A 24295-nucleotide genomic window follows, 5' to 3' on the forward strand; every position below is an offset into this window, starting at 1 on the left:
AGCGGTTTCGAAACCGCTTGCCCCGGCACCGTCCCTAGAGCAGCCCCTCGGCGACGAAACGCGCGCGGACATCCGTCTTGGGACGCGCGCCGAAATGGCTGATCACCTCGGATCCGGCAATCACGCCCATGCGGCCACAGACCTCGAGGCTTTTGCCCGTTGCCAGCCCGTAGAGGAACCCGGCGGCGAACTGGTCCCCTGCCCCGGTCGCATCCACCGGCACAACCCGTGTGACCGGCACCTCGACGCGCGCGTCGCCGCGGATCATCACCACCGGGTCACCCGACCGAGTGCAGACCACAAGCTCGCAGACCGACGCAGCGCGGGCAAGCGCGGCCCCGAGGTCCTCGGTCTCGTACAGCGCCATGTATTCATGCTCGTTTCCGATGACGAAGTTCAGCTCATCGGCCACGAGGCGCTGGAAATCCGCCCGGTGCCGGTCCACGCAGAACGGATCGGACAGGGTGATCCCCGCATGCCCCCCCGCCCCGCGCGCATAGCGCGCCGCGGCCTCGAACGCGGCCTTTCCGGGCACCTTGTCGAAGAGGTAGCCTTCGAGAAACAGCAGCCCGACCTGGGCAAACACCGCCTCCGGCACATCTTCGGGGCCGAGATCGGCACCGGCACCGAGATAGGTGTTCATCGACCGCTCCCCGTCCGGGGTCACGAAGATCATCGAGCGGGACGTGGGTGCCTCCACCTGCTGTGGCGGGTTCGGAAAGGCGGTGCCCTCGGCCTCCATCCCCTGTGCATAGAACCGGCCCAGCGTGTCGTCCTTCACCCGCCCGATAAACGCGCAGCGCAAGCCCAGTTCGCCCAATCCGGCGAGCGTGTTGGCCACCGACCCGCCCGGAGCCTGCACCCGGTCGGACATGGCGGCATAAAGCATCTCGGCCCGGGGCCGTTCGACCAGTTGCATGATGCCTTTCTCGATCCCCATATGGTCGAGAAAGCTGTCATCGGTCTGGGCCAGAACATCGACAATGGCATTGCCGATCCCCACCACCTGGTAAGGGTCCTTGGAAGTGTCACTCATTCGGTCTTGTCCTCGAATTGGCAGAGATCGCGGATCAGGCAGGCCCCGCAGGCCGGTTTGCGCGCCTTGCAGATGTAGCGGCCATGCAGGATCAGCCAGTGATGGGCGTGGTGCTGGAAATCGACGGGGATGTGGTCTTCGATGGCGCGTTCGACCGCGACCACGTCCTTGCCCGGGCAGATGCCGCTGCGGTTGCCGACGCGGAAGATGTGGGTGTCCACGGCCTGGCTCGGATGCCCCCACCACATGTTGAGCACCACATTGGCGGTCTTGCGGCCCACCCCCGGCAGGCTCTCGAGTGCCGCGCGGGAATTCGGCACCTCACCGCCATACTGCTCGACCAGAATGCGGCTGAGCTTGATGACGTTCTTGGCCTTGTTGCGATACAGCCCGATGGTCTTGATATGCTGGATCACGCCCTCTTCGCCCAAGGCCAGCATCTTCTCGGGCGTATCGGCGATCTTGAACAGGGCCTCGGTGGCATTGTTCACGCCCGCATCCGTGGCCTGTGCCGAAAGCGCTACGGCCACAACCAGGGTGTAGGCGTTGACATGGTTCAACTCGCCCTTGGGCTCGGCCTCGGCGGCCTGGAACCGGGTGAAGATCTCGCGGATCGTATGATAATCGAGTTGCTTGGCCATCCGCGCCGGTATGCCCAATGCGCCCGCGCGGGGCAAGCGGGCCAAATGCGCAAAATTCGGGTCGCGGGGGCGCGGGGGGCGGATTACCTTGGGCGTCACAGGAGGCCCGAGATGAGTGACCCCGAGACCGCAGACGACCGCTACCATTACGGCGTGATCCGCCGCGCCATCGAAGAGATCGATGCCGCCGGGGGCACACCCCTGCCGCTCGACGATCTGGCGGGCCGGATCGGGATGAGTCCGGCCCATTTGCAGCGTACGTTTTCGGCCTGGGTCGGCGTGTCGCCCAAACGGTATCAGCAATACCTGACGCTCGATCATGCCAAGGCCCTGCTGGCCGACCGCTTCACCACCCTGGAGGCGGCGGGGGAATTGGGACTGTCCGGCTCCGGGCGGCTCCATGATCTTTTCGTGACCTGGGAGGCCATGAGCCCCGGCGAGTTCGCCCGCAAGGGCGCGGGGCTGACGATCCGCTGGGGCTGGTTCGACAGTCCGTTCGGACCCGCGCTGGTCATGGGCACCGACAAGGGGATCTGCGGCATCGCGTTCGCCGCCGAAACCGGCACCGACGCCGCCATGGCCGACATGGTCGCGCGCTGGCCCAAGGCGCGGTATGTGGAGGACCCGACGCGGCTCCGGCCCTGGGCGGTGGCGGCCTTCGGCGCGGGGGATGGAGATCTGGCCCGCGCGCCTCTCTACCTGATCGGGGCGCCATTCCAGATCAAGGTGTGGGAGGCGCTGCTGCGCATCCCTTCGGGCCATGTCACAACCTATTCGGAGATTGCCGAAGCCATCGGATCCCCCCGGGCCGTGCGCGCCGTGGGCACCGCCGTGGGGCGCAATCCGGTCAGCTGGCTTATCCCCTGCCACCGCGCGTTGCGCAAATCAGGCGGACTGGGCGGCTATCACTGGGGCCTGCCGGTCAAACGCGCCATGCTGGCCCAGGAGGCCGCGCTTCTGGAACAGGCCGGCTGAACCGGCAAAAGGGCGCCGCGACCGTGGGCTTGCGCCGTCTGCTATTGAATATCCGGCGCGACTGACCCGATATGCGGACAAACAAAACCTATCGAGGACGAGCCCTATGCGAGTACATGTACCCCTGATCGCCGCCTGTGCGAGCCTGCTTGCGCTGAGCGCCTGCACCGTGACCGAAGACAACCGCCGCATGGCCACCGGCGCGGCAATCGGGGCTTTGGCCGGGGGCGCGCTCGGGGCGACCGAGGATCGGGAAAAGGCCCTGATCGGTGCCGTGGTCGGGGCGGGCGTTGGCGCGGCCATCGGCGACATGCTGGACCGCCAGGCCCGGGACCTGCAGGCCGAACTCGGCAATGACGCTGTGCAGATCGTCAACACCGGCTCCGAGCTGGTGGTGACCATGCCGCAGGATATCCTGTTTGCCGTGGACAGTGCGGTGGTGCAATCCACCCTGCAATCGGATCTGGCGGCGCTTTCGCGCAACCTGCTCGACTATCCCGACACCACGGTGCAGGTCGTAGGCCACACCGACAACACCGGTTCTGCGGGCTACAACCAGGAGCTGTCCCAGCGGCGCGCCAGCGCGGTCGCGGCGATTCTTTTGCAGAACGGGGTGCCGTCGTCGCGGGTCGTCGCCTTCGGACGGGGCGAGGATCAACCCATCGCATCGAACCTGGACGAGGCCGGGCGCGCACAGAACCGCCGGGTGGAGATCATCATAACGCCCCGCTAAGCGCTTGCAGCGCGCCCCCAGTGGTCATATCAATTGACCAATCAGGGAGAGCGCCATGCCATTCCAGCGTATCCAGTCGGAAAAACTCTCGCACTCGGTCATTCGCCAGATCGAACAACTCGTTCTGCGCGGCATTCTGCGGCCCGGAGAGCGGCTCCCCTCGGAGCGGGAGCTGTCCGAGAAGCTCGGTGTCTCCCGTCCGTCCCTGCGCGAAGCACTGGCCGAGTTGCAGACCCGTGGGCTGCTGGAGACCCGCGCGGGTGCGGGCGTATTCGTGGCCGATGTGCTCGGCTCCGCCTTCTCGGACGCGCTGATCCAGCTTTTCGCCAAGCATGACGAGGCGGTGTTCGACTATCTTGCCTTCCGCCGCGACTTGGAGGGGCTGGCGGCGGACCGGGCCGCCCGGCTCGGCTCCGAGACGGACCTCAAGGTGGTCGACACGATCTTCCGCAAGATGGAAGCGGCCCACTCCAAGCGCAACCCGGACGAGGAATCCATGCTCGACGCGGAGTTCCACCTGGCGATTGTCGAGGCCAGCCACAACGTGATCATGCTGCACATGATGCGGTCAATGTTCGACCTGCTGCGCGAAGGCGTGTTCTACAACCGCAAGATCATGTTCAAGCAGCGCGCCACACGGGATCAGCTGCTAGAACAGCACCGGGCGATCAACGCCGCCTTGCAGGCCCGCGATCCCCAGGCCGCGCGGGGGGCGGTGCAGCACCATCTGGATTTCGTCGAAGGCTCCCTCGCGGACTGGCGCCAGATGGAAAAGAACGAGGAAATCGCGCGCCAGCGCTACGAGCACGAACAGGCCCGCTGAGCCCCGAACAGCAAAAAACCCGGCACGGAGGCCGGGTTTTCCACGTGGTTCCGTGATGCGGATCAGTGCAGCTTGGCTTTCACTTCCTTGATCGCATCGGCGTTCAGCGCATTCAGCTCGGCCTTGCCCAGCTTGGACGAGATCACGTCCGCAGCGGCGGCAATCGCGACCGTTACGGCCTTGTCCTTGACCTCTTTGATCGCAGCGGCCTGAGCCGACGCCAACTGGTCCTCGGCGGTGGCCAACCGGCGTGCGATGGAAGCTTCGAGGTCGACCTTCGCCTGAGCCGCTGCGGCCTCGGCATCTTCCTTGGCCGTAGCCACGATGGCATCCGCCTGGGCTTGCACCTCGCGCTGCTTGCGCTCGTAGGAGGCCAGCAGCGTCTGCGCTTCTTCGCGCAGGGCCTTGGCCTCTTCCAACTCGGCCTTGATGCCCTCGGCCCGCTTGTCGAGCATGCCGCTCAGGATGCCGGGGATCTTGAAATAGACCAACACCCCGATGAAGGCGATGAACGAGATCAGGACGATGAAGTCGGTATTCGCCAGCGAGAAGAAAGGCCCCTTCGCTGCCAGCGCCGGTGTGGCGCTGAAGGTCAGCAGGGCAGGCAGGAGTAGCTTTTTCATGCCATTACCCTTTCACACGCTCAGCCACGGCGGCGGAGACATCCGCATCCTTGGCACTGGGCAGCAACGCGGCGACCAACGCTTGCGCAGTGTCCGTCGCGACCTCGGTCACGCTGGCCATGGCGCCTTCGCGGATCTCGGCGATGGCCTTCTCCGCTTCGGCGGACTTGGCCGCGATCTCCGCATCCGCCTTGGCAGTGGCCACATCGAGATCCGCCTGGATCTCGGCCCGCGCTTCGGCGACGATCTTCTGCGCTTCGGCACGGGCATCGGCCAGCGCCTGATTATAGGCTTTCTCCGCCTCGACCGCCGCGAGCTTCAGCTCTTCGGCCGCCGCCAGATCGTTGGTGATCGTGCCGCTGCGTTCCGCCAGAACGGATCCGATCCGCGGCAGGGCCACTTTCGTCAGGATCAGGTAGATCGCGACGAGCGTGATGATCAGCCAGAAAATCTGGTTGGGAAAGGTCGAGAAGTCGAGCTGGGGCATCCCCGGCGCGGCCTCGACGGCCCCTGTTGCTTCGGTTGCCATACGTCCCTCCTTGGCCCTCAATCCATCGGATCAGCCCGTTTGAGGCTGACCCGACCGTAAGGATGGCTTGGGAAAGATCAGACGGCGAACATCAGCAGCAGAGCAACGAGGAATGCGAAGATCCCCAGAGCTTCTGCGAACGCGATGCCGATGAAGAGGGTCGCGGTCTGGCCGGCGGCTGCCGACGGGTTCCGCAGAGCACCTGCCAGGAAGTTGCCTGCCACGTGGCCCACACCGATTGCGGCTGCGCCGGAACCGATTGCTGCCAGGCCTGCGCCGATATGTGCGAGTTCGCCTTCCATGATATGTCTCCTTACGATGGAATTGCTGAGTTGCGGAGGCGGGGGTCGCCCCCGCCGGTTGTCTTAGTGATGCGGGTGCAGTGCGTCCTTGAGATACACGCAGGTCAGGATGGTGAAGACGTAGGCCTGGATGGCCGACACCAGAACTTCGAGCCCGTAGATCGCCATGACGCCGATGATCGCGATGGGGGCTACGGCCGCCACCTGGGCAAAGCCCGCGAACACCTTCAGAACCGCGTGGCCCGCCATCATGTTGCCCGCCAGACGAATGGAATGGCTGACCGGACGGACGAAGTAGGAGATGATCTCGATCACCGCGAGGATCGGGCGCAGCGCCAGGGGCGCGGAGGCCACCCAGAACAAGCTCAGGAAACCCGCGCCGTTCTTGACGAAACCGATCACGGTCACGGTGATGAACACCGCCAGCGCCAGCACCGCGGTCACCGCGATATGCGAGGTGGTGGTGAAGCTCATCGGGATCAGCCCGAGGAAGTTGGCCACCAGGATGAACATGAAGAGCGTGAAGATATACGGGAAATACTTGATCCCGTCCTTGCCGGTCACGTCCTCGACCATCTTGTAGACAAACCCGTAGGCCAGTTCGGCAATCGACTGCGCCCGGCTCGGAACCACAGCGCGCCCGCGGGTCCCCGCCACCAGCAGAAGCGCGATCGCCGCCACGGCCAGGGCCATCCACAAGGTCACGTTGGTCGGGGTGTAGAAGTGCACCGGTCCATCCCCGAACAGGGGAGACACGATGAACTGATCCATCGGATAGAATGTGAGGCCGGTGCCTTCTTCGGTCGCCACGTTTCAGTCCCCTTCGTCTTCGGCGGAACGCTCCGCCTTCAGTCTCTGTGCCTGGATCTCGTTCGAGGAGCGGATCATCGTCTGCACCCCCGCCGCAAACCCCAGCAATGTAAAAAGCACCAGGAGGATCGGCGTTGTGCCGAACAGGCTGTCCAGCCCGTACCCGATGCCGAAGCCGATCCCGAGACCGGCCACAAGCTCCACCACCATGCGCCAGGCGTGTTGCGCCAGGCTGTAATGTTCGTCCTTCGCCGGAGCAGGGGCCTGCGCCTTCTTGGCCGCCGCGATCCTCTCCTCCAGCGCCCGCAGGCGGTGCTCCTCAGGCCCGTCAGCCATACCGCACGTCTCCGCGTTGTTGCGCGCAAGCTAGGCCGAGGGATGGGGCAGAGTCAACGCGCTGCGTCGCGGCGCGTGAATCCCGTAACAAATTGATAATGTGTAATAATTCATTGGTGCGACAAGCTGGCCACCCGGTCGTCAGCGCCGCCTCGCCCCCTTGGCACATTCAACCATCCGGTTGATCTTGACCCACATGCCCACCACCGGGCGCGCCGCCCCTCCCTTCATCTGCGTGAAAACACTCCGGGGGAGACGCGCATAGCGCGGCGGGGGCAGCGCCCCCGAACGGCCCGCAGGGCCAGGTATCCCCTGCGCCGCAGGCGCGCCGTTCAAGACCGGTCAGCTCACCCGGGTGAACGACCAGTCCAGCTCCGTGGCGTAATCCAGAAGCCGCCCGGTCAGCACGATCTGCCGGGTAGCGCGGGGCTTCAGCCGCCCGCGTTCGAGCGCGACGCTGGGGGCAAGCGCCATCCGCGCCCCCCGCGCCCGGAAGATCCACACCTCGTCACCGCCCGGCAGCAACGACACCGCGGTGCCCCCCATGTCGACCTGCGCCTCCACCTCGGGGGCCAGGTGGAACCGCACCGTGAAGGCCAGCCCCGCGCCGCCCGCCGCCGTCATCGCCCGGTCGCAGCGCAGGCGTGCGCCGGGCTCCAGCGCAGCCAGCGTATCGGTGCCCTCCAGCATCCGCCCATCGGCCCTCAACTGCACCTGCCTTGCATGGGTCAAACCGTGGGTCGGGTCATAACCGTTATGGGTCAGCAGCAGCCCGCGCAGATGCGGCGACGTATCGAACGCCTCCACCGTCACCCGCGTGGGCACGTCGAGAAGGGCCTCCTCCTGGCCCCGCCGCCGCGCCCGCGGCTCCAGCCGGGAGGAAGAGGTGCCGTCGATCCCCAGGGTGGAATGGGACGCAGTCGCACGCCCGGCCCGGCGCCACTCCGCCCCGAAACTCGCCCCCGAGCCGCAATTGATCACGATCGGGAACCGGCCCGAGGTCATCTCGAAGGCGAGCGTGCTGGCATGGGCCGAGAGCGCCCCTGCCCCCCGCGGCGGCACCGCGGCATCGAGGATCAGCGTGGTGCTGCCCGCCGCCAGCCGGGCATAGCCCATCACCAGCGTCGCATCCGAGGTCGCGACAATCCCGGTTCGGGCCAGCGCCTGCGCCACCTGCTCTGCCGCGCCGCGCCCGCCGCCGTGGCAACGTACCAGCCCGCCATCGCCGTGACGCAGCGCACGCAAGGACGGCGCGATCCGGGCGATGGCGCGCACCTGCTCCACGCTCGGACTGCGGCCCCGCTCCTCCAACGCGTCCGCGGCCCAGGTCAGCAGGAGCAGCACCTCCAGCATGTCTTCGGGGTTGCGAGAGGCGAGCCCCCCCTGCCCGTCGATTTCCGCCGCGCAGGCCCGGTCGAGGGCGGCGGCGGCGGCATCCACCCGCCCCTCCAGCCCGCGCAGGCTCATCCCCGCGTAAATCATCCCGGCCAGCGCCTCGAACCGCGCGCGCCCCGACGCGGCGGTCTTCCAGCGGCGGCTGAGAAATACGCCCTGCTGCCCGAGCGACCGGAAGAACCCCGGCGACAGGCGCGATCCTTCCCCGCCCAGCAACATCACCGCATGGGAAATCCAGCGCATCATCCGCCGCGCGGTCAGGTCCGGGGTCCAGCCCGGCCCACGCCCGGTCCCGTAACGCGCGATCCACTCGCCCAGCGCGGTCTGCGCCAGCCCTTGTGCCGCCGGGCCGCCCAGGGCCGCGAGATCATCCAGCCATTTGAAATCATGCAGCAGCAGCGCATCGCGCCCCGGCGCGTTCTCGGCAATCTCCCACAGCGACACGCCCGGCGCGGTGATCACCTCGCCATTGATCAGGTGATTGCCCGCCAGCAACTGCCGCCCCCGCGCCGGATCGCCGAAGCTCGTCGGCTCCGGCGTCGACACGAAGGCCGTGGCCGGACGCCCGAACCGCGCCAGCCGGGCATGGAACCCGTCCATGACCCTGTGGCCGAGGGAACGCGAGCCCGTCGACCGCGAAAGGTCCTGTTGCAGACTGCCCGCCATTGCCCCTGTCTTTTCGGTGGTTTTCTCAGCTGTGGTGTTGGGTCGGGTCCTGTTGCCCGGGGCGCACTCTAGGATGTGCCGGACCCCGAGTCATGGCCAAAACGCGCGTACCCCGGTTTTGCGAGCGCCGCGATGAAGAACCCGTCCAGCCCGCCGCGCTCGGCCCAGAAATCCGGTCGCAGGCGCAGGGCGCCCGTGTCGGTCAGCCACTCCGCCGCGCTACCGGCCAGGTCGCTCAGCGGCACTTGCGCCAGGCCCGGATGGCGCGCCAGCGCCGCGGCGACCTGGTCTTCCCCTTCGGCAGGCAAGAGCGAACAGGTGGCAAAGACCAGCCGCCCACCGGGCCGCAACAGCCCCACCGCCCGGTCGAGCAGCCCGGCCTGCAACGCCGTCAGGTCCGACAGATCGCTCAGGTCGCGCAGGAAGGGCAGATCCGGGTGCCGCCGGATCGTCCCCGTGGCCGAGCAAGGCGCATCGAGCAGGATCGCATCGAACGGCGTTTCGGCGGCATAGGTCAGCCCGTCCGCGATCACGACCTCCGCCGCCAGCCCCGTGCGGGCCAGGTTCTCCCGCAGCCGCGCCACACGCGCGTCCGAGATATCGAGCGCGGTAACCTGCGCCCCCGCCGCGGCCAGTTGCAGGGTCTTGCCCCCCGGTGCTGCGCACAGGTCCAGCACCCGCGCCCCGACCACGGGCCCGAGCGCACGCGCGGGCAGGCTCGCCGCGGCATCCTGCACCCACCACGCGCCCTCGGCATAGCCCGGCAGCTGGCTGACCTGCCCCGCATCGGACAGGCGCAGCCCCCCCGTGGGCAGCACCACCGCCCCGAGCCGATCAGCCCAGAGCGCGGCTTCGGACGGATCGCGCAGGGTCAGGTCCAGTGGCGCCCCCGCCCCGTGGGCGGCCTCGAAACCGATAACGGTCTTGTTGCCCCAAACCTTGACCAACCCCTTGCGGAACGGCTTGGGCAGCTGCGCGGGCGGCGCCGCGGCCCAAAGCGCGGGGCCGAGATCGGCGACCTTGCGCAGCACCGCGTTGACCAGCCCCGGCGCGCGGCTTTGCGGGTCCTCGGCCCGGGCCAGGTCGACCGCGGCATGGACGACCCCGTGCGGGGCCTCGCCCAGCGCGCAGAGCTCATAGGCGCCGAGCCGCAAAATATTGTGGATCGCGGGATAGGGCGGCATGCGAAGGTGCGGCCCGAGCATCTGGTCGCAGGTCCGCAGGTGGCGCAGCACGCCGGTGGCCAGCCGCTGCGCCCGGGCACGCTCCGCCGGGGCACACTCCGCAAAAGGCCCTTTGGGGTGGGCGGTCTGGTCGGCCAGGGACATGCGCTCGGACAGCACACCCGCCAAAAGGGCCAGGGCGGCGGCCCGTGCGGGATCGAGGGCGGGGGTGGCCACGGCTGCGTCTCCTTGTTGCACCGCGCTTGTCTGCGGATCGCGCGGGGGTATATCAACCCCAGGCGCGAGACAAGCAGCCCACGCCCCGAGACGGAGCCCTGCCATGACCGACAGCGAAACACCCGACCAGCCCCCGGCCCTCAGCCCGGAGGAAGCCGCGCGCCGCGCAGCCCTGCCAGAACCCGCGCGCCGGGCGCTCGCAGAAGCCGATGCGCGCAAGGCCAAGGAAAAAGCCCGGGAGTTTCCCCCCGAGCTTGGCGGTCGGAACGGGCCAGAACCCGTGCGCTATGGGGATTGGGAGAAAAAGGGCATCGCGATCGATTTCTGATCGCGCAGCCCGTCGGGATCAGTCGAGCCGGAAATCCGCCCGATCGCCCGCCCCCTGGTCTGCGATGAACCGCACCTCGTCACCTTTCACGGCGACAAGCTGACAATTCGGCGCGATGGAGTTGTCACCATAGGTCATCTCGCGACAGAAATACCCGTTCTGCCAGCTCCACGCGCCGGTCACCGGCTTGCGCAGGGCGGTCCCGGCGATCTCCCCCTCGGGGCGGACCTGCAGCTTGATCGCATTGCGCAGGTAGAAAGGCCGCACAATTGCCAGTTCGCGCCCAGCGACGATCTCCACGAATTCGGTTTCGCTCTGGACGCGCTGGAAGTCGTCACTGGCCAGGCTGGGCGTGCCGAGCACAAGTGCTGCGGCCATCGCCGCCAAGGCCGTCAGAGGCTTCTGGAAACCCATGTCTTTGCTCCTTCACGCAAGAGGTTCAAAAGGATTACGCAAAGATGTGCCGTCTGGATGACTTTTCCCGTCACGGGACCGTGAGTTCTGCCGCACTCGGCGCTATTCCGCCGCCCGGACCGAGGCGAGACGGGACGCAGGCAAGGGGTCGGGTGCGGGTTCGGGCAGCTGCGGCGCGGCCGCTCCGAAGAGCCGCGCCACCAGGTCGAACGCCCGGGCTTGTGCGATGAACACCGCCGGAACCGCCAGCAGGATGATCGCCGTACCGAAGAGCACCCCGTAGCCGATGGACACCGCCAGCGGGATCAGAAACTGCGCCTGCAGCGAGGTTTCCATGATCAGCGGAAAGACCCCGAGGAAGGTCGTGAGCGAGGTCAGCAGGATCGGCCGGAACCGGTCCTTCGTGCCCTCGATCACCGCGGCGCGCAGGGCGTGGCCCTTGTCCAGATACTCGTTGTAGAGGTCGATCATCACCAGGGAGTTGTTGATCACAACACCAGCCAGCCCGATGATCCCGAAGATCGACAGGATCGTCAGGGGCAGCCCCATGATCATGTGCCCCATCACCGCCCCGATCAGACCCAGCGGGATCGCGACCATCACCACCAGCGGCTGCACGTAAGACCGGAACACAAGCGCCAGCAGTGCAAAGATCACGAAGAGCGCCACGGCCAGCGCCTTGCCCAGGGCCGTGCCCGCATCGCCTTGGGTGCGCTGTTCACCGCCGAATTCCACGATCAGGCCTTCGTAACGCGCCGCGAGGGGCGGGATCAGCTCGGCGGTGATCAGCGCGTTGGCCTCGCTGGACGTGATGACCGAGGCATCCACATCGGCGGTGACCGTGGTGATGGTGCGGGCGTTGCGGCGCAGGATCTCGGTGGGGGCAAGCCCCTCGGTGATCTCGGCCACATCGCCCAGCGCGATCAGGTCGCCCGCGGCGGTGCGGATCTTGAAGTCTAGAAGGTCCGCGAGGCTGTCACGCTGGTTCGCGGGCAGGCGCACGAAGACCCGCACATCGTCCCGGCCGCGCTGCACCCGCGTCGCCTCGATCCCGAAGAAGCCGTTGCGCATCTGACTGGCCAGGTCCGACAGGGTCACGCCGTAGATACGGGCATCCTCGCGCAGGGACAGCTTGTACTCCAGCCGCCCGGCCGACAGGTCATCGCGGATCGAAAACACACCGGGAATACCCCGCAGCCCCTCGCGCAATGCGTCCACCACCGGCGCAATGTCCTGGCCGTCGGGCAAGGACAGCTCCACCGCGATGGCATCGCCCGCGTCGATCAGGGCCGACGACACATCGAGCACCTTGATCCCGGCGATATCGCCGATCTCGTCGCGCCAGGCGGCGACGTAATCCCGGGTCGGCCAGTCGCGCAGCTCGGGATCGGTGACGCGCACCACAACGTTGGCCAGGGTCGCCCCCGTCGTGGCCGTGCCGCCCGCAGGACCACCGCCCCCGGCGCCCTGCCCGATCACAACGGCGATATTCTCGACCACCGCCGCCTCGTCCATGGGCAGGTCCGCCGCGATCCGGTCGCCCGCCCGCACGGCGGCGACGCGGACCTGCTCGGCCACGGTTTCGGTTCGATCGAAGGTGGTGCCGTCGACCATCTCGATATTGGCGGTGACGAACTTGCCGTCGATCGCCGGGAAGAAATTGAACTTCACATATCCATGGGCCAGCAACCCGACGGTCACGATCATCATGCCGATCACCGCCCCGATGGGCACCAGCCAGTAGCGCGTGGCAAACCGCAGTGCCGCGTCGAAGGGCCGGGCGATGAACCATTGCAGGCCCCGGTCGATCACACGGCGCACCGCGTTCAGCCCGCGCAGCACGATATTGGGGCGATAGCTCGGCGACACGTCCAAACGGCTGAGGTTGCGCGGCAGGATGAAGAGCGCCTGCAACAGGCTCAAGAGCAGCACGATGATCACCACCGCCGGAATATCGCCCAGGAACTTGCCCAGCGTGCCCGGCATCTCGAAGAGCGGCATGAACGCCACCACCGTGGTGAGCGCCGAGAACACCACCGGCACCGCCACGCGCTGGGTGCCCTTGACCGCGGCATCCATGGGGCTCAGCCCCGCCTCGCCGTTCTTGTAGATGTTCTCACCGATCACGATGGCATTATCCACCACGATCCCGATGGCCAGAATGAAGCCAAAGAGCGAGATCATGTTGATCGACATGCCGATGGTGTTCAGCACCGCAAAACTGGCGGCAAAGGCGACCGCGATCCCCGCCGCCGCCCAGAAGGCCAGCCGGAAGTCGAGAAACAGCGTCAGGCACAGCACCACCAGCGCCAGGCCCAGCACCGCGTTCTCGATCAGCAGGTCGAGCCGGCTCTGCAACTCGTCCGCATCGTTCTGCCAGAGGGTCACGTCGACCCCTGCCGGCAGGGAGGCGCGGAAACTCTCGTCCAGATGCACCTTCACATCCGACACGATATCCAGAAGCTGCTCGTCGCCCACGCGGAACACGTTGACCGTGGCCGAAGGGTTGCCGCCGAACCGGGCGGAGATATCGCTGTCCTCGAACCCGTCGATCACCGTCGCGATGTCGCGCAGGAACACCTTGGCGCCTGCATCATTGGTCAGCACCACGATGTTCTCGAAATCCGCGCGGGTGTAGTTCCGCCCGAGCGTGCGCAGGGGGATCGACAGGGTCGCGGTTTCGATCTCGCCTCCCGGCAGTTCCAGCGAATTCGCAGCGACGATCTGACTGACCTGCGCCAGTGTCAGCCCATAGGCATTGAGCGTGTCGCGGTCCACCTCGATGGAAATTTCGTAGTCGCGCAGGTTCGCCGTTTCGACAAAGGATACCGAGGGCAGCTGGGTCAGCTCGGATTTCAGCCGCTCGGCCTCTTCCTTCAGCACCTGTTCCGGCACCGGGCCGTGAATCGCGATCTCCAAAGCGCGGGAGCGGTTGGAGCGTTGGGTGACGGTCGGCTCCTCGGCATCCTCGGGGAAGGTGGTGATGCGGTCGATCTCGGTCTTCACCTCGTCGAGCTTCTCGGCCACATCCGCCCCCAGCAGCAGGGCCACCGACACCTGGCCGGAGCCTTCGCGCGCCGTGGCGGTGACCTCGTCCACACCGTCGATGCCGCTGATCTGGTCCTCGATCGGGCGGATGATGCTCTGCTCGATCTCGCCCGGGGAGGCCCCGGGATAGACCACGCGGATATCGACCACTTCGAGGGTGAAGTCCGGAAATGTCTTCTGCGGGATGGCGAACAGGCTCAGAAGCCCGACCACAAGCACCAGCACCATGGTCAGGTTCGCGGCGACCGGGTGTTCGGTCATCCATTTGATCACCGGGTTCATCGGGGCTGCTCCGTCAGGGCGGCGGTGCGTTCGGTCACCGCCGCGCGGCGCAGCGCCATGCCCGCCACCGCCGTGTCGAGCGGGCTGGTGATCAACTCCGCCCCTGCGGGCAGCGCGCCCAGCCGCACGAAGCTCTGCTCGCCATCCACGTGGATCAACGCGGCGGGCACAACGGCAAGCGCCCCGGCGTCATAGAGCCAGATCGCGCCGCCATCGCGCAGGGCGGTGGAGGGGATCGCATAGGCGCCCGGCACCTCGGCCCCGCTGATGGTGACATTGGCAAACGCGTTGATCAGCGCCGGTGGCGCGCCCGACGGCAGCGCCCCCGCGGCGGTCGCCCCGGTCTGCGCCTTGAGCCGCACGGTGACGTTGAGCGACCGTGTCCGGCTGTCGAGCGCGGCGTCCACGCGGGCGACCTCCGCCGCCCAGGTCACATCCTGCCCGGCGAAACGCGCATGGACCTCGGCCGGGACCGCCGCACCTTCGAACAGGCCCGGGATCAGCGCGGCATCCGCCTGGCGCAGCGGGACGGTCACCTCCAGCGCGCCATCGCTGTAGAGCACCGCGATCTCCTGGCCCGGGCTGACCACGGCGCCGATCTCGGCGGTCTTGCGCAGCACGCGCCCTGCAAACGGGGCTGCGATCCGCGCATTGTCCAGGGTGACAAGGGCGGTTTCCCGCGCCGCCCGCAGGCTGTCGAGGGTCGCGGTCAGCTCCGACTGCTGGCTGAGAAGCGAATCGAGCGCCTCTTGCGAGATGATGCCCCGTTCCCGCAGGGTCTCGCCCCGCGCCAGCTGCGAGACCACCAGATCGAGCCGCGCCTGGGTAGAGGCGATATTGGCATCGGTCTGGGCCAGGGCGGCCTGCGCCGCGCGCTCGTCGAGCCGCACGAGGATATCGCCCTCGGCAAAGGTCCCGCGGGCGTCGATGGCCGGATGCAGCGTCACGATCCGGCCTTGGGTCTGGGACGACAGGGCCACTTGCCGGAACGGGGTGATGAAGCCGTCGCCCCGGATCGGCAAGGCGCCGTCATAGGGGGTCAGCACCTCGGTCGCCACAAGCGCCACGGGCCGCTCCACCGGCTGCGGCGCGACCACGTCCCGGTTCGCGCCAAGATACTGGAAGCCCAGAACGCCCCCACCCACGAGGGCCACCGAGAACACGACCCAGAACAGGTCCTTGAGCAGGGAAAACGGGCGCGACATGGGTTCGACCTCCGGCGGCGGCTTGGGGTTGCCTCGACTTAATGACTTGCGCGTCATTAAATCAAGTGCCAAACTGACCCAGTAGTCATTTTTACGTGCGGTGGGACACAGGGGCTGTGCGAAAGGTATATGTGCCCGGCGACCGCAACGCCGCGAAGGAAGGAAAGGACATGACCGACCTGACAGACGCACCGAAATCCGCCGCCCCGCCGCGGCGTCGCCGCAAGGACGCGCGCCCGGCCGAGATCGTCGAGGCCGCCTTCAAGGTGTTCTGCGCCCATGGCTACGGCAAGGCGCGGGTGGACGAGGTCGCCCGCGAGGCCGGGATCGCCAAGGGCACGGTCTATCTGTATTTTCCCAACAAGCAGGCCCTGTTCCAGGCCGTGATCGAGGCCAAGGTCAGCGCCGCGCTGTCGCGTGTGGGCGACCTTGTGGACGGGTTCGAGGGGCCGACCGAGGCGCTGCTGCGCGGGATGCTGCGGCAGATGTACGAGAACATCGTGCTGTCCGATACCCGTCTGCTGATGCGGATCATCATCGGCGAGGGGCATCAATTTCCCGAGATCAGGACGCTCTACTACGACAAGGGCATCCGTCCGGGCATGACCGTACTCGACCGGGTGGTGCAGCGCGGCATCGACCGGGGGGAGTTTCGCGACGGCCCGATTCGCGAGTTTCCGCGCCTGGTGATGGCCCCGGGCCTGATGGCCGCGATCTGGGGCATGACCTTCGCCGAGAACGAGCCGATCGACATGGACCGCTATTTCGAAGGCCACCTGGACCTGGTGCTGAACGGACTGAAGGCCTGAGGCCTATTCCGGCGCGCCGCGCCCGGCCGCCAGCTTGCGGAACACCGCGAGGATATCGAGAGCGGTTGCGCTTTCCACGTGCCCGGCAGTGGTCTCTTCCCGGCTCCACATCCACGACTCAGCCGGGTCATGGCGCATGTCCCAGCCTGGAAAGAGCCGGTCGCTGATCGGCAGGGTGGCGAGCTTGCGCACCTCCAGGTGGCGGTCGTCGCGGGCGATGCGGGCAAAACAGGCCTGTACCGCCTGCTCGGGACCTTCGAGCAGCTGGCAATAGAGATCCGCCCGACAGATCAGCGCACCGGTCAGGTTGTCCTGCCGGTTGCGCGCCCGTGCATCCACGAGGATGCCTGCAAGCGCCGCGGCGTCGTAACCGAACGGGCGGGAGACATAGGCGATCTGGATCAGGGACATCTGCGCGGGCTCCTGCGCTGCTCGCGCAGCCTGTGAGCCCCGCTGGGGCACACTAACACAACGCCTCGGGAAATGCGCCGTTTGCGTGGCGAACGGACCCGCCGGGCCGCGCCCATGCTCAAAGACCGAGCACATCCATCATGTCATAGGCGCCCGGCCCCTTGTCCTGCCCCCAAAGCGCCGCCTTCAGCGCCCCGCGCGCGAAGACCGAGCGGTCCGACGCCACGTGGCGCAGGGTGATCCGCTCGCCCTCGGCGGCAAACAGCACATCATGCTCGCCCACGATGTCGCCGCCCCGGATGGCCGAAAAGCCGATATCGCCCCGCTTGCGTTCCCCGGTGATCCCGTCGCGCCCCCGGTCGGAGACATCCGCCAGCGCGACGCCCCGGCCCGCCGCCGCCGCCTCGCCGAGCATCAGGGCCGTGCCCGAAGGCGCATCGACCTTGTGGCGGTGATGGGCCTCGATCACCTCGATGTCGTAATCCGCATCGAGCGCCGCCGCGACCTTCTCGGTCAGCTTCACAAGCAGGTTGACGCCGAGGCTCATGTTCCCCGCCCGCACGATCACCGCATGGCGCGCAGCCGCCTCCAGATGGGCGAGATCCGCGGGCGAAAACCCGGTAGTGCCGATGACATGCACCGCGCGGGCCTGGGCGGTCAGCTCCGCATGGGCCACGGTCGCGGCGGGGGAGGTGAAATCGATGACCGCCTGTGCGGTCGCGAACGCCTCCAGCGGGTCGTCGGTCACGGTCACCCCGATCGCCGCCCCGCCCAGCGCTACGCCGATATCCGCACCGATCCAGTCATGGCCGGGCCGCTCGGTCACGCCCACCAGCCGTGCCGCGTCCGACCCACGCACCGTCTCGATCAGCATCCGACCCATCCGGCCAGAGCCCCCTGTCACCACGATCCCCGGCACATCGCTCATCTTGTGTCCCCTTCGGTCTGTCCCGCCCCTCCTAGCGCGACGCGGCGTCCCGCGCAAACGCACGTGTTGCATGGGGCGCGCGGGGCGGGTACACGGGCGGCTCGAAAGGATCCCCACCATGGCACGTTCGCGATTTGATACCGGCTCCGGCCCGTCCCAGCGCCAGTTGCGCGTGGGGGAGTTGATCCGGCGCACCCTGTCTTCGGTGCTGAACCAGGGCGATATCCACGACCCGGACCTGAACCGGATGTCGATCACCGTGGGCGAGGTGCGGACCTCCCCGGACCTGAAGGTGGCGACCGCCTATGTGCTGCCGCTGGGCGGGCACGGGGCACAGGACGCACTCGATGCCCTGCGCCGCAACCGGCACGAGCTGCGCCGCGCGGTCAGCAAGGAGCTGACCCTGAAATTCTCGCCCGAGCTGCGGTTCCAGATCGACGAGACCTTCGACCGGATGGACGAAACCCGGCGACTGCTGAGCCAGGATCACGTCCGGCAGGATCTCGACAAGCCGGACGAGGACTGAGCCATGGGACGGCGCAAGAAGGGCCGCGCGGTCTCCGGCTGGATCGTGATCGACAAACCCGCGGGGCTGAGCTCCAACGCGGTGGTGGGCAAGGTCCGCTGGGCCTTCGATGCACAGAAGGCGGGCCATGCGGGCACCCTCGACCCCGAGGCGACGGGCGTTCTGGCCATAGCACTCGGCGAGGCGACCAAGACCGTCCCCTTCGTGACCGACGCGCTGAAGGCCTACGAATTCACCGTGCGGCTGGGCCAAGCCACCAACACCGATGACGGCGAAGGAGAGGTGACCGAGACCAGCGATGCGCGCCCCTCCGATGACGAGATCCGCGCCGCCCTGCCCCCTTTCGAAGGCGACATCCTGCAGGTTCCGCCGCAATTCTCGGCCGTGAAGATCGATGGGGAGCGTGCCTATGCCCGCGCCCGCGCCGGGCAAGAGATGGAGATCGCGGCCCGCCCGCTCTATGTCGACAGCCTCACCTTCATCGCCCGCCCCGACCCCGACCACGTCACGCTCGAGATGGTCTGCGGAAAGGGCGGCTATGTCCGGTCCATCGCTCGCGACCTGGGCCGTGCGCTCGGCTGCTTCGGCCATGTCAAATCCCTGCGCCGCACCTGGTCCGGGCCTTTCGAGCTCTCCGATGCGACTCCGTTGGAGACGCTTGAAGACCTGGCCAAGGACCCGGCCCTCGATGCCCACCTGATGCCCCTGGAGACCGGGCTTGCCGACCTGCCGGAATTGCCCTGCACCCCCGAGGGGGCGGCGCGGATGCGCAACGGCAACCCGGGCATGGTACGCGCCTCGGACGCGGAATATGGCGAGACCGCCTGGGCCTCTTACAACGGCACGGCCGTGGCCGTGGGCACCTACCGCGCCGGGGAATTGCACCCCACCCGCGTGTTCCAACACGGAGCCTTGTGATGGACGACCTTCTCCCGAACGTGCCGGTCTGGCTGGCGCTGCTGCTTCTGAATGTCGGGGCCTTCGCGCTTTTCGGGCTGGACAAGCGGCAGGCGGTGCAGGGCGGCGCCCGGATCGAGGAACGCCGCCTGATCCTGCTGGCGATCATCGGCGGCAGCCTGGGCGCAAAGCTCGGGCAGATCGTGTTCCGCCACAAGAGCGTCAAGCCCGGCTTTCGGCATATCCTGACCGGCATCCTTGTCGCGCACGCCGCGCTCGCCCTCTACCTCGCGCAGTAGCCCCGGCTTTTTCCGGGGCGTTCGAGGTTTGCCCTTCCCTCACCGCGTGACATTGGCAACACTGGACAGCAACGGCCCGCCAGAGGCCGTGCATCCTGTCCAACAGCACGAGGGAGGTGCCCATGCGCGCCGCGATTTTCCTGTCCACCGTCCTGCTCGGGGCCAGCGCGTCCGCCGCGCTCGCCACCGATGCCGCCACCTGCGAGGGGCTGCGCAATACGGTGTTCTCCGGGGGTTACGTCACCTCGGCCCGGGTGATCCCGGCGGCCGAGACCCTACCGGAGTATTGCGAGGTGCGCGCCACCGCTCTGCCTGCCATCTCGATCGAGGTGCGCCTGCCGCTGGCGGGCTGGAACGGCAAGTATTACCAGGCCGGGTGCGGCGGATTCTGCGGCATCCTGGGGCGCGCGGACGCAGGTGCGGGCTGGATCAACGCCATGCGCCCGGGGCTGGAGCGCGGCTATGCCACCGCCACATCCGACAGCGGGCACCATGGGCTGTCCGTGGTCGATGCCGCCTGGGCCGACAACAACCCCCATGCGGAGCGCGACTGGGGCTATCGCTCGATCTCGGAAACCCACCGGGTGGCGCAGGTGATGCTGGAGGCCTTCTATGGCAGCGGCTCGGAGCAGGAGATTTTCCAGGGCTGTTCCACCGGCGGGCGCATGGCCCATATGGCCGCCCAACGCTTCCCCGAATTGTTCGACGGCATCATCTCCGGCGCGCCCGCGATGAATTACACCGATCTGGTGGGCACCAAGATGTCCTATCTGATGCAGGTGAACCTCGATGCGGACGGCAACCCGATCCTCGGCCCCGGCAAGGACGGGCTGATCGGCGACGCGGTGATGGCCCAATGCGACGCCGTGGACGGGGCCGAGGACGGGGTGATCGCCGACCCGCGCGCCTGCGAGGTCGACCTGTCGGGACTGCAATGCACCGGGGCAGCGGGCGATGACTGCCTCACCGAAGCGGAGTTGGACGTGCTGGCCAAATGGCGGCAGGGTCCGGTGAACGCCGCCGGAGAGCAGCTTTACCCGGGCGGCATTCCCGAAGGGTCCGAGCCGTTCTGGTGGCTGTGGCTCACCGGCAACGCCGATGGGGGCGGGCGGCTCGTGAGTGCCTTCGCCGATAATTTCGGGGCCTACATGGCCTTCGACCAGGACCCGGGCCATGGCTGGACCGCCGCCGATTTCGACTTTGAAACCGACCCCGCCCGGATGTCCCGGTCCGCGGGCTTCTACAACGCCGACAGCCCGGACCTGAGCGCGTTCCGCGCCGCGGGCGGCAAGATGATCGTCTGGCACGGCTGGGCGGATGCGATCGTCACGCCCTACAAAACGGTCGATTGGTACGAGAAGGCGGCGGAGGCCGCGGGCGGCGAGGAGACGCTGGCCGAGAACGTGGCGCTCTTCATGGTGCCGGGGCTCGACCATTGCGGGATCCTCGCCGGGCCGAGCGGTCTGACCCAGGCCGGGCTCGACCCGATGACGCCGCTGGAGGCATGGCTGGCGGACGGCACCGCCCCCACCAGCATCCTCAGCGCGAACTGACAAGCCCCGGGGGGGCAAGCCCGGCCCTTGGCACCGATCATGCCCTCCCCTAGGGTCCGCCCATGAGCCAGTCACCCTCCGCCCCCCTGCCCGCCGAGATCCGCGCCACGCGGCCCCTGACCGTGGTGGTCGCCGCCTGCACAAGGCGCAGGCCGAAGATGCTGGAGCGGTTGCTTGGCTCCTACGCCGCGCTGGAGGTGCCGGAGAACGTCACGCCGATCTTCCTCGTGGTCGAGAATGACGAGACCGCCCGGAGTACCGAGGTGATCGCGGCCTTCGAGGACAAGCTGCCCGGGCCTCTGCACGCCGTTCTGGAAACCGTGCCGGGTATCCCCATGGCACGCAATCGCGGGCTGGTGGAGGCCGCCGCCCTCGGCGCGGACCTGGTGCTCTATGTCGATGATGACGAGACCGTGGCGCCCGACTGGCTGACCGAGATCGTGGCCGCCTGGCGCGGCGGCACGGCCGAGCTGATCGGCGGCCCCGTGCGGCTGACCGAGCCGCAGGCACCTCTCAGCGGACCCCAGAAAACCGTCTTCGATGGCATGGTCAAACGCTTCGCCACCAAGGAGGCCCGCGCGGTCGACCGCATGAAGGCCGGGCAGGCCGACCGGGTGACCGTGGTCACGAACAACTGGCTTTGCGACATGCGGCTGGTGCGCGACCTCGGCCTGCGCTTCGACGAGGCGCTGCAATTCACCGGCGGGTCCGACACCAAGTTCTTCCGCGACGCCCGCGCCAAGGGGGTCGAGACCGGCTGGGCCCCTGCCGCCATCGTTTATGAAACCGTCCCGCCCGAACGGCTCACCTTGCCCTATCAGTACACGCGCGGCCGGGACCAGTCGGCCACCTCCTTCGGCCAGAAAGTTGCCGAAGGCAAATGGGCCAGTGCGGCCACCAGCATCCTGATTTTGCTGCCGCTCAAGGCGCTGTCGCTGGTCCTGATCGCCCTGTCGCTGCCGGTGACGCGCAGCTACGGGCTGGTATCGCTCTTCCGGCAGGCAGGCTGGATCGCCGGACGCCTGACCCGGCTCTTCGGGCGCGCCTCGAAGCTCTACGTCAAGACGACGGGAAACTGAGCCTCAGCCGGGGATATACACCGCCCGGAAATCGTTGACATTGGTGTGGGTCGGGCCGGAGACGACCAGCCCCCCCGCCTTCTCGAAGAACGAATAGGCGTCATGCGCCTCCAGATACTTCCGCGCCTCCGCCTTGTGGGCTGCCACGCGCGGCACCCAGAGCGCGCCTGCGTTGTCCTCGGACCCGTCGATCCCGTCGGTGTCGCAGGCAATGGCCGACACCCCCTCCGGCGCATGCAGCCCGAAGCTCAGCAGGCACTCGGAATTGCGCCCGCCCCTGCCCGCACCGCCCCGCACCGTGACGGTCGTCTCGCCCCCCGACAAAAGCACCGCAGGCCCCGTCACCGGATGACCATGGGTCACCGCCGCCCGCGCGATACCGGCCAGAACGATGCCCAGCTCCGCCGCCTCGCCCTCCAGCGCGTCGCCCAGGATCAGGGGCGTGACCCCCTCGGCCCGGGCCGTGGCCGCCGCCGCCTCCAGCGCCATCTGCGGCGTGGCGATCAGGTGGCACTCGGCCGCGGCAAAGGCTGGGTGCGACGGGTCGGGCGTCTCCGCGGCCGGGGTCTGCAGGTACGCCGCCACCGCATCCGACAGCGCCAGGTGATAGCGCGCGGCAATCGCCCGCGCCTCGGTCGCCGTGGTCGGGTCCGCCACCGTCGGCCCCGAGGCGATGATCGCCGGATCATCCCCGGGAACGTCCGAGATCGTCAGCGTCACGGTGCGCGCAGGCCAGGCCGCCACGGTCAGCCGCCCGCCCTTGATCCGGCTGAGATGCTTGCGCAGGCAGTTCATCTCGTCGATCGCCGCCCCGCAAGACAAGAGCGCCTTGTTCACGGCCTGCTTGTCAGCCAGGGTCAGCCCCTCGCCCGGGGCCGCCATCAGCGCCGAGCCTCCGCCGGAGATCAGGCACAGCGCCAGATCTCCCTCGCCCAACCCCGAGACGAGGTTCAGGATCCGGCCCGCCGCCGCCTCACCGGCGGCATCCGGGACCGGGTGACGGGCCTCGACAATCTCGATGCCTTCAGTGGGTAACGCGCCGCCATAGGGCACAATCACAATCCCCTCGCACGGGCCCCACGCGGCCTCGACCGCCTGCGCCATCTTGGCCGACGCCTTCCCGGCCCCGACCACGACCACGCGCCCGGCGGGCTTGGCGGGCAGGAAGTTCGGCACCGCGAGGCCCGGATCCGCCGCCGCCACAGCCGCCCGGAACAGCCCGCGCAGGAAAGGTTCGGGATCGGCGATCATACGTCCTGGCCGTCCATCTTGCGGAACCGCTGGATCAGGCTGGAGGTATCCCAGCGCCCGCCGCCCATCTGCTGCACCTCGCCGTAGAACTGATCGACCAGCGCCGCCACGGGCAGTGAGACCCCCATCGCCTTGGCCTGGTCCAGCGCGATGCCCAGATCCTTGCGCATCCAGTCCACGGCGAAGCCATGGTCGAACTCGTTGTCGATCATCGTCTCGTGCCGGTTGGCCAATTGCCACGACCCGCCCGCGCCCTGGCTGACCAGTTGCGCGACCTTCCTGGCGTCGAGCCCGGCCTTCATGGCAAAGAACAACCCCTCCGAGATCGACTGAACCAACCCGGCGATGCAGAGCTGGTTGACCATTTTCGTGAGCTGCCCTGCGCCCGCCGCGCCGAACAGGTCCGTGGCCTTGGCATAGCTGTCCATCACCGGCTTGGCCCGGGCATAGTCGGTCTCGGTCCCGCCGCACATCACCGCAAGCTGGCCGTTCTCGGCCCCCGCCTGCCCGCCGGAGACCGGGCCGTCGACGAAGCCGACGCCGTTCTCGGCGGCCGCCGCGGCGATCTCGCGTGCGACCTCGGCCGAGGCGGTGGTGTGATCCACCAGGATCGCGCCGGAGCCAAGCGCCGCGAGCGCACCCTCCTCGCCGAAGACGACCGAGCGCAGGTCGTCATCGTTGCCCACACAGGTCATCACGAAATCGCACCCCTCGGCGGCGGCGCGCGGGGTCAGGGCGTGACTGCCGCCGTGCTGGGCGACCCAGGCCTCTGCCTTGGCGGTGGTGCGGTTGTAGACCACCACCTCGTGGCCCGCCGCCTTGAGATGCCCCGCCATCGGATACCCCATCACCCCGAGCCCGATGAATGCCACTTTCGCCATTGGTCTTCTCCCTTGAGTTCCGGTCCCCCGGCAGTATTGTCAGACAATCTGTAGCCAACCGGAGCGTCGGGCGCCAGCCCCGTTCCGGTCAATGCCTGCAAGCCTAGCCCGGGAG

General features: G+C 67.9%; 26 protein-coding genes. 10 read left to right on the top strand and 16 right to left on the bottom strand.

Annotated elements, in window-relative coordinates:
* Positions 1-34: 34 nt before the first annotated feature.
* Together DSHI_RS15335 and nth are read right to left on the bottom strand one after the other, a co-directional pair.
* Positions 35-1036 carry an adenosine kinase gene (locus DSHI_RS15335; protein WP_012179683.1) on the bottom strand — a complete coding sequence of 334 codons (1002 nt, stop codon included), beginning with the start codon at positions 1034-1036 and terminating at the stop codon, positions 35-37.
* Positions 1033-1677, bottom strand: coding sequence for an endonuclease III (gene nth / locus DSHI_RS15340; protein ID WP_012179684.1), 645 nt, complete (start codon positions 1675-1677; stop codon positions 1033-1035). Before nth ends, DSHI_RS15335 begins: the two co-directional genes overlap by 4 nt.
* A gap of 111 nt (positions 1678-1788) precedes the next feature.
* On the opposite strand from nth, the gene DSHI_RS15345 reads away from it, so the two are divergent.
* From DSHI_RS15345 to DSHI_RS15355, 3 genes are all read left to right on the top strand, one after another.
* Positions 1789-2652, top strand: a complete 864-nt coding sequence (locus DSHI_RS15345; RefSeq protein ID WP_012179685.1) for a methylated-DNA--[protein]-cysteine S-methyltransferase — start codon at positions 1789-1791, stop codon at positions 2650-2652.
* A 106-nt stretch (positions 2653-2758) separates the two neighbouring features.
* Positions 2759-3385: a YiaD family glycine zipper/OmpA-like lipoprotein gene (locus tag DSHI_RS15350; protein WP_012179686.1), complete on the top strand. Its 627-nt coding sequence runs from the start codon at positions 2759-2761 to the stop codon at positions 3383-3385.
* 55 nt (positions 3386-3440) lie between these two features.
* A complete protein-coding gene (locus tag DSHI_RS15355; RefSeq protein ID WP_012179687.1) occupies positions 3441-4208 on the top strand; it encodes a FadR/GntR family transcriptional regulator in 768 nt (255 codons plus the stop codon).
* A gap of 62 nt (positions 4209-4270) precedes the next feature.
* Here DSHI_RS15355 and DSHI_RS15360 read toward each other — a convergent pair whose 3' ends face one another.
* The 7 genes from DSHI_RS15360 to DSHI_RS15390 all read right to left on the bottom strand — a co-directional run bounded on the left by DSHI_RS15360 (position 4271) and on the right by DSHI_RS15390 (position 10269).
* Positions 4271-4831 carry a F0F1 ATP synthase subunit B gene (locus DSHI_RS15360; RefSeq protein WP_012179688.1) on the bottom strand — a complete coding sequence of 187 codons (561 nt, stop codon included), beginning with the start codon at positions 4829-4831 and terminating at the stop codon, positions 4271-4273.
* Between the two features lie 4 nt (positions 4832-4835).
* Positions 4836-5360: a F0F1 ATP synthase subunit B' gene (locus DSHI_RS15365; RefSeq protein ID WP_012179689.1), complete on the bottom strand. Its 525-nt coding sequence runs from the start codon at positions 5358-5360 to the stop codon at positions 4836-4838.
* A gap of 77 nt (positions 5361-5437) precedes the next feature.
* Positions 5438-5662, bottom strand: coding sequence for a F0F1 ATP synthase subunit C (locus DSHI_RS15370; RefSeq protein WP_012179690.1), 225 nt, complete (start codon positions 5660-5662; stop codon positions 5438-5440).
* Positions 5663-5725: 63 nt separating this feature from the next.
* Positions 5726-6472, bottom strand: a complete 747-nt coding sequence (locus DSHI_RS15375; RefSeq protein WP_012179691.1) for a F0F1 ATP synthase subunit A — start codon at positions 6470-6472, stop codon at positions 5726-5728.
* Positions 6473-6475: 3 nt separating this feature from the next.
* Entirely contained in the window at positions 6476-6808 is a 333-nt protein-coding gene (locus DSHI_RS15380; protein WP_012179692.1) for an AtpZ/AtpI family protein, read from the bottom strand.
* 342 nt (positions 6809-7150) lie between these two features.
* Complete coding sequence (locus DSHI_RS15385; RefSeq protein ID WP_012179693.1) at positions 7151-8869, bottom strand: heparinase II/III family protein; 1719 nt, start codon at positions 8867-8869, stop codon at positions 7151-7153.
* 68 nt (positions 8870-8937) lie between these two features.
* Complete coding sequence (locus DSHI_RS15390; RefSeq protein ID WP_012179694.1) at positions 8938-10269, bottom strand: RsmB/NOP family class I SAM-dependent RNA methyltransferase; 1332 nt, start codon at positions 10267-10269, stop codon at positions 8938-8940.
* A 103-nt stretch (positions 10270-10372) separates the two neighbouring features.
* Here DSHI_RS15390 and DSHI_RS15395 point away from each other — a divergent pair, with 103 nt between their 5' ends.
* Complete coding sequence (locus DSHI_RS15395; RefSeq protein WP_012179695.1) at positions 10373-10597, top strand: DUF1674 domain-containing protein; 225 nt, start codon at positions 10373-10375, stop codon at positions 10595-10597.
* An 18-nt stretch (positions 10598-10615) separates the two neighbouring features.
* Here the strand turns inward: DSHI_RS15395 and DSHI_RS15400 are convergent, their stop codons facing one another.
* From DSHI_RS15400 to DSHI_RS15410, 3 genes are all read right to left on the bottom strand, one after another.
* Positions 10616-11011, bottom strand: a complete 396-nt coding sequence (locus tag DSHI_RS15400) for a hypothetical protein (protein WP_012179696.1) — start codon at positions 11009-11011, stop codon at positions 10616-10618.
* A gap of 102 nt (positions 11012-11113) precedes the next feature.
* Positions 11114-14341: an efflux RND transporter permease subunit gene (locus tag DSHI_RS15405; RefSeq protein ID WP_012179697.1), complete on the bottom strand. Its 3228-nt coding sequence runs from the start codon at positions 14339-14341 to the stop codon at positions 11114-11116.
* Positions 14338-15546, bottom strand: coding sequence for an efflux RND transporter periplasmic adaptor subunit (locus DSHI_RS15410; RefSeq protein WP_012179698.1), 1209 nt, complete (start codon positions 15544-15546; stop codon positions 14338-14340). The genes DSHI_RS15405 and DSHI_RS15410 overlap by 4 nt, the downstream gene beginning before the upstream one ends.
* A gap of 170 nt (positions 15547-15716) precedes the next feature.
* Between DSHI_RS15410 and DSHI_RS15415 the strand changes: the two genes are divergently transcribed.
* Positions 15717-16355 (top strand): TetR/AcrR family transcriptional regulator, encoded by a 639-nt coding sequence (locus tag DSHI_RS15415; RefSeq protein WP_044028057.1) that lies wholly within the window; start codon positions 15717-15719, stop codon positions 16353-16355.
* Positions 16356-16358: 3 nt separating this feature from the next.
* Here the strand turns inward: DSHI_RS15415 and DSHI_RS15420 are convergent, their stop codons facing one another.
* Entirely contained in the window at positions 16359-16766 is a 408-nt protein-coding gene (locus tag DSHI_RS15420) for a BLUF domain-containing protein (RefSeq protein WP_012179700.1), read from the bottom strand.
* Positions 16767-16884: 118 nt separating this feature from the next.
* Positions 16885-17694, bottom strand: a complete 810-nt coding sequence (dapB, locus tag DSHI_RS15425) for a 4-hydroxy-tetrahydrodipicolinate reductase (RefSeq protein WP_012179701.1) — start codon at positions 17692-17694, stop codon at positions 16885-16887.
* Between the two features lie 118 nt (positions 17695-17812).
* Between dapB and rbfA the strand changes: the two genes are divergently transcribed.
* The 5 genes from rbfA to DSHI_RS15450 all read left to right on the top strand — a co-directional run bounded on the left by rbfA (position 17813) and on the right by DSHI_RS15450 (position 22048).
* Entirely contained in the window at positions 17813-18220 is a 408-nt protein-coding gene (gene rbfA / locus DSHI_RS15430) for a 30S ribosome-binding factor RbfA (RefSeq protein ID WP_012179702.1), read from the top strand.
* 3 nt (positions 18221-18223) lie between these two features.
* Positions 18224-19138: a tRNA pseudouridine(55) synthase TruB gene (gene truB, locus DSHI_RS15435; protein ID WP_012179703.1), complete on the top strand. Its 915-nt coding sequence runs from the start codon at positions 18224-18226 to the stop codon at positions 19136-19138.
* Positions 19138-19416: a DUF1294 domain-containing protein gene (locus tag DSHI_RS15440; RefSeq protein WP_012179704.1), complete on the top strand. Its 279-nt coding sequence runs from the start codon at positions 19138-19140 to the stop codon at positions 19414-19416. Before truB ends, DSHI_RS15440 begins: the two co-directional genes overlap by 1 nt.
* A gap of 122 nt (positions 19417-19538) precedes the next feature.
* A complete protein-coding gene (locus DSHI_RS15445) occupies positions 19539-20969 on the top strand; it encodes a tannase/feruloyl esterase family alpha/beta hydrolase (RefSeq protein WP_012179705.1) in 1431 nt (476 codons plus the stop codon).
* Between the two features lie 62 nt (positions 20970-21031).
* Positions 21032-22048, top strand: a complete 1017-nt coding sequence (locus DSHI_RS15450; RefSeq protein WP_012179706.1) for a glycosyltransferase family 2 protein — start codon at positions 21032-21034, stop codon at positions 22046-22048.
* 3 nt (positions 22049-22051) lie between these two features.
* Here the strand turns inward: DSHI_RS15450 and DSHI_RS15455 are convergent, their stop codons facing one another.
* Together DSHI_RS15455 and DSHI_RS15460 are read right to left on the bottom strand one after the other, a co-directional pair.
* On the bottom strand, positions 22052-23299 hold the full coding sequence (locus DSHI_RS15455) for a glycerate kinase type-2 family protein (protein WP_012179707.1): 1248 nt from the start codon (positions 23297-23299) through the stop codon (positions 22052-22054).
* Positions 23296-24180: an NAD(P)-dependent oxidoreductase gene (locus tag DSHI_RS15460; protein WP_012179708.1), complete on the bottom strand. Its 885-nt coding sequence runs from the start codon at positions 24178-24180 to the stop codon at positions 23296-23298. Before DSHI_RS15460 ends, DSHI_RS15455 begins: the two co-directional genes overlap by 4 nt.
* Positions 24181-24295: the final 115 nt, after the last annotated feature.

This window comes from Dinoroseobacter shibae DFL 12 = DSM 16493 (assembly GCF_000018145.1).
In the GTDB taxonomy this organism is placed as follows: domain Bacteria; phylum Pseudomonadota; class Alphaproteobacteria; order Rhodobacterales; family Rhodobacteraceae; genus Dinoroseobacter; species Dinoroseobacter shibae.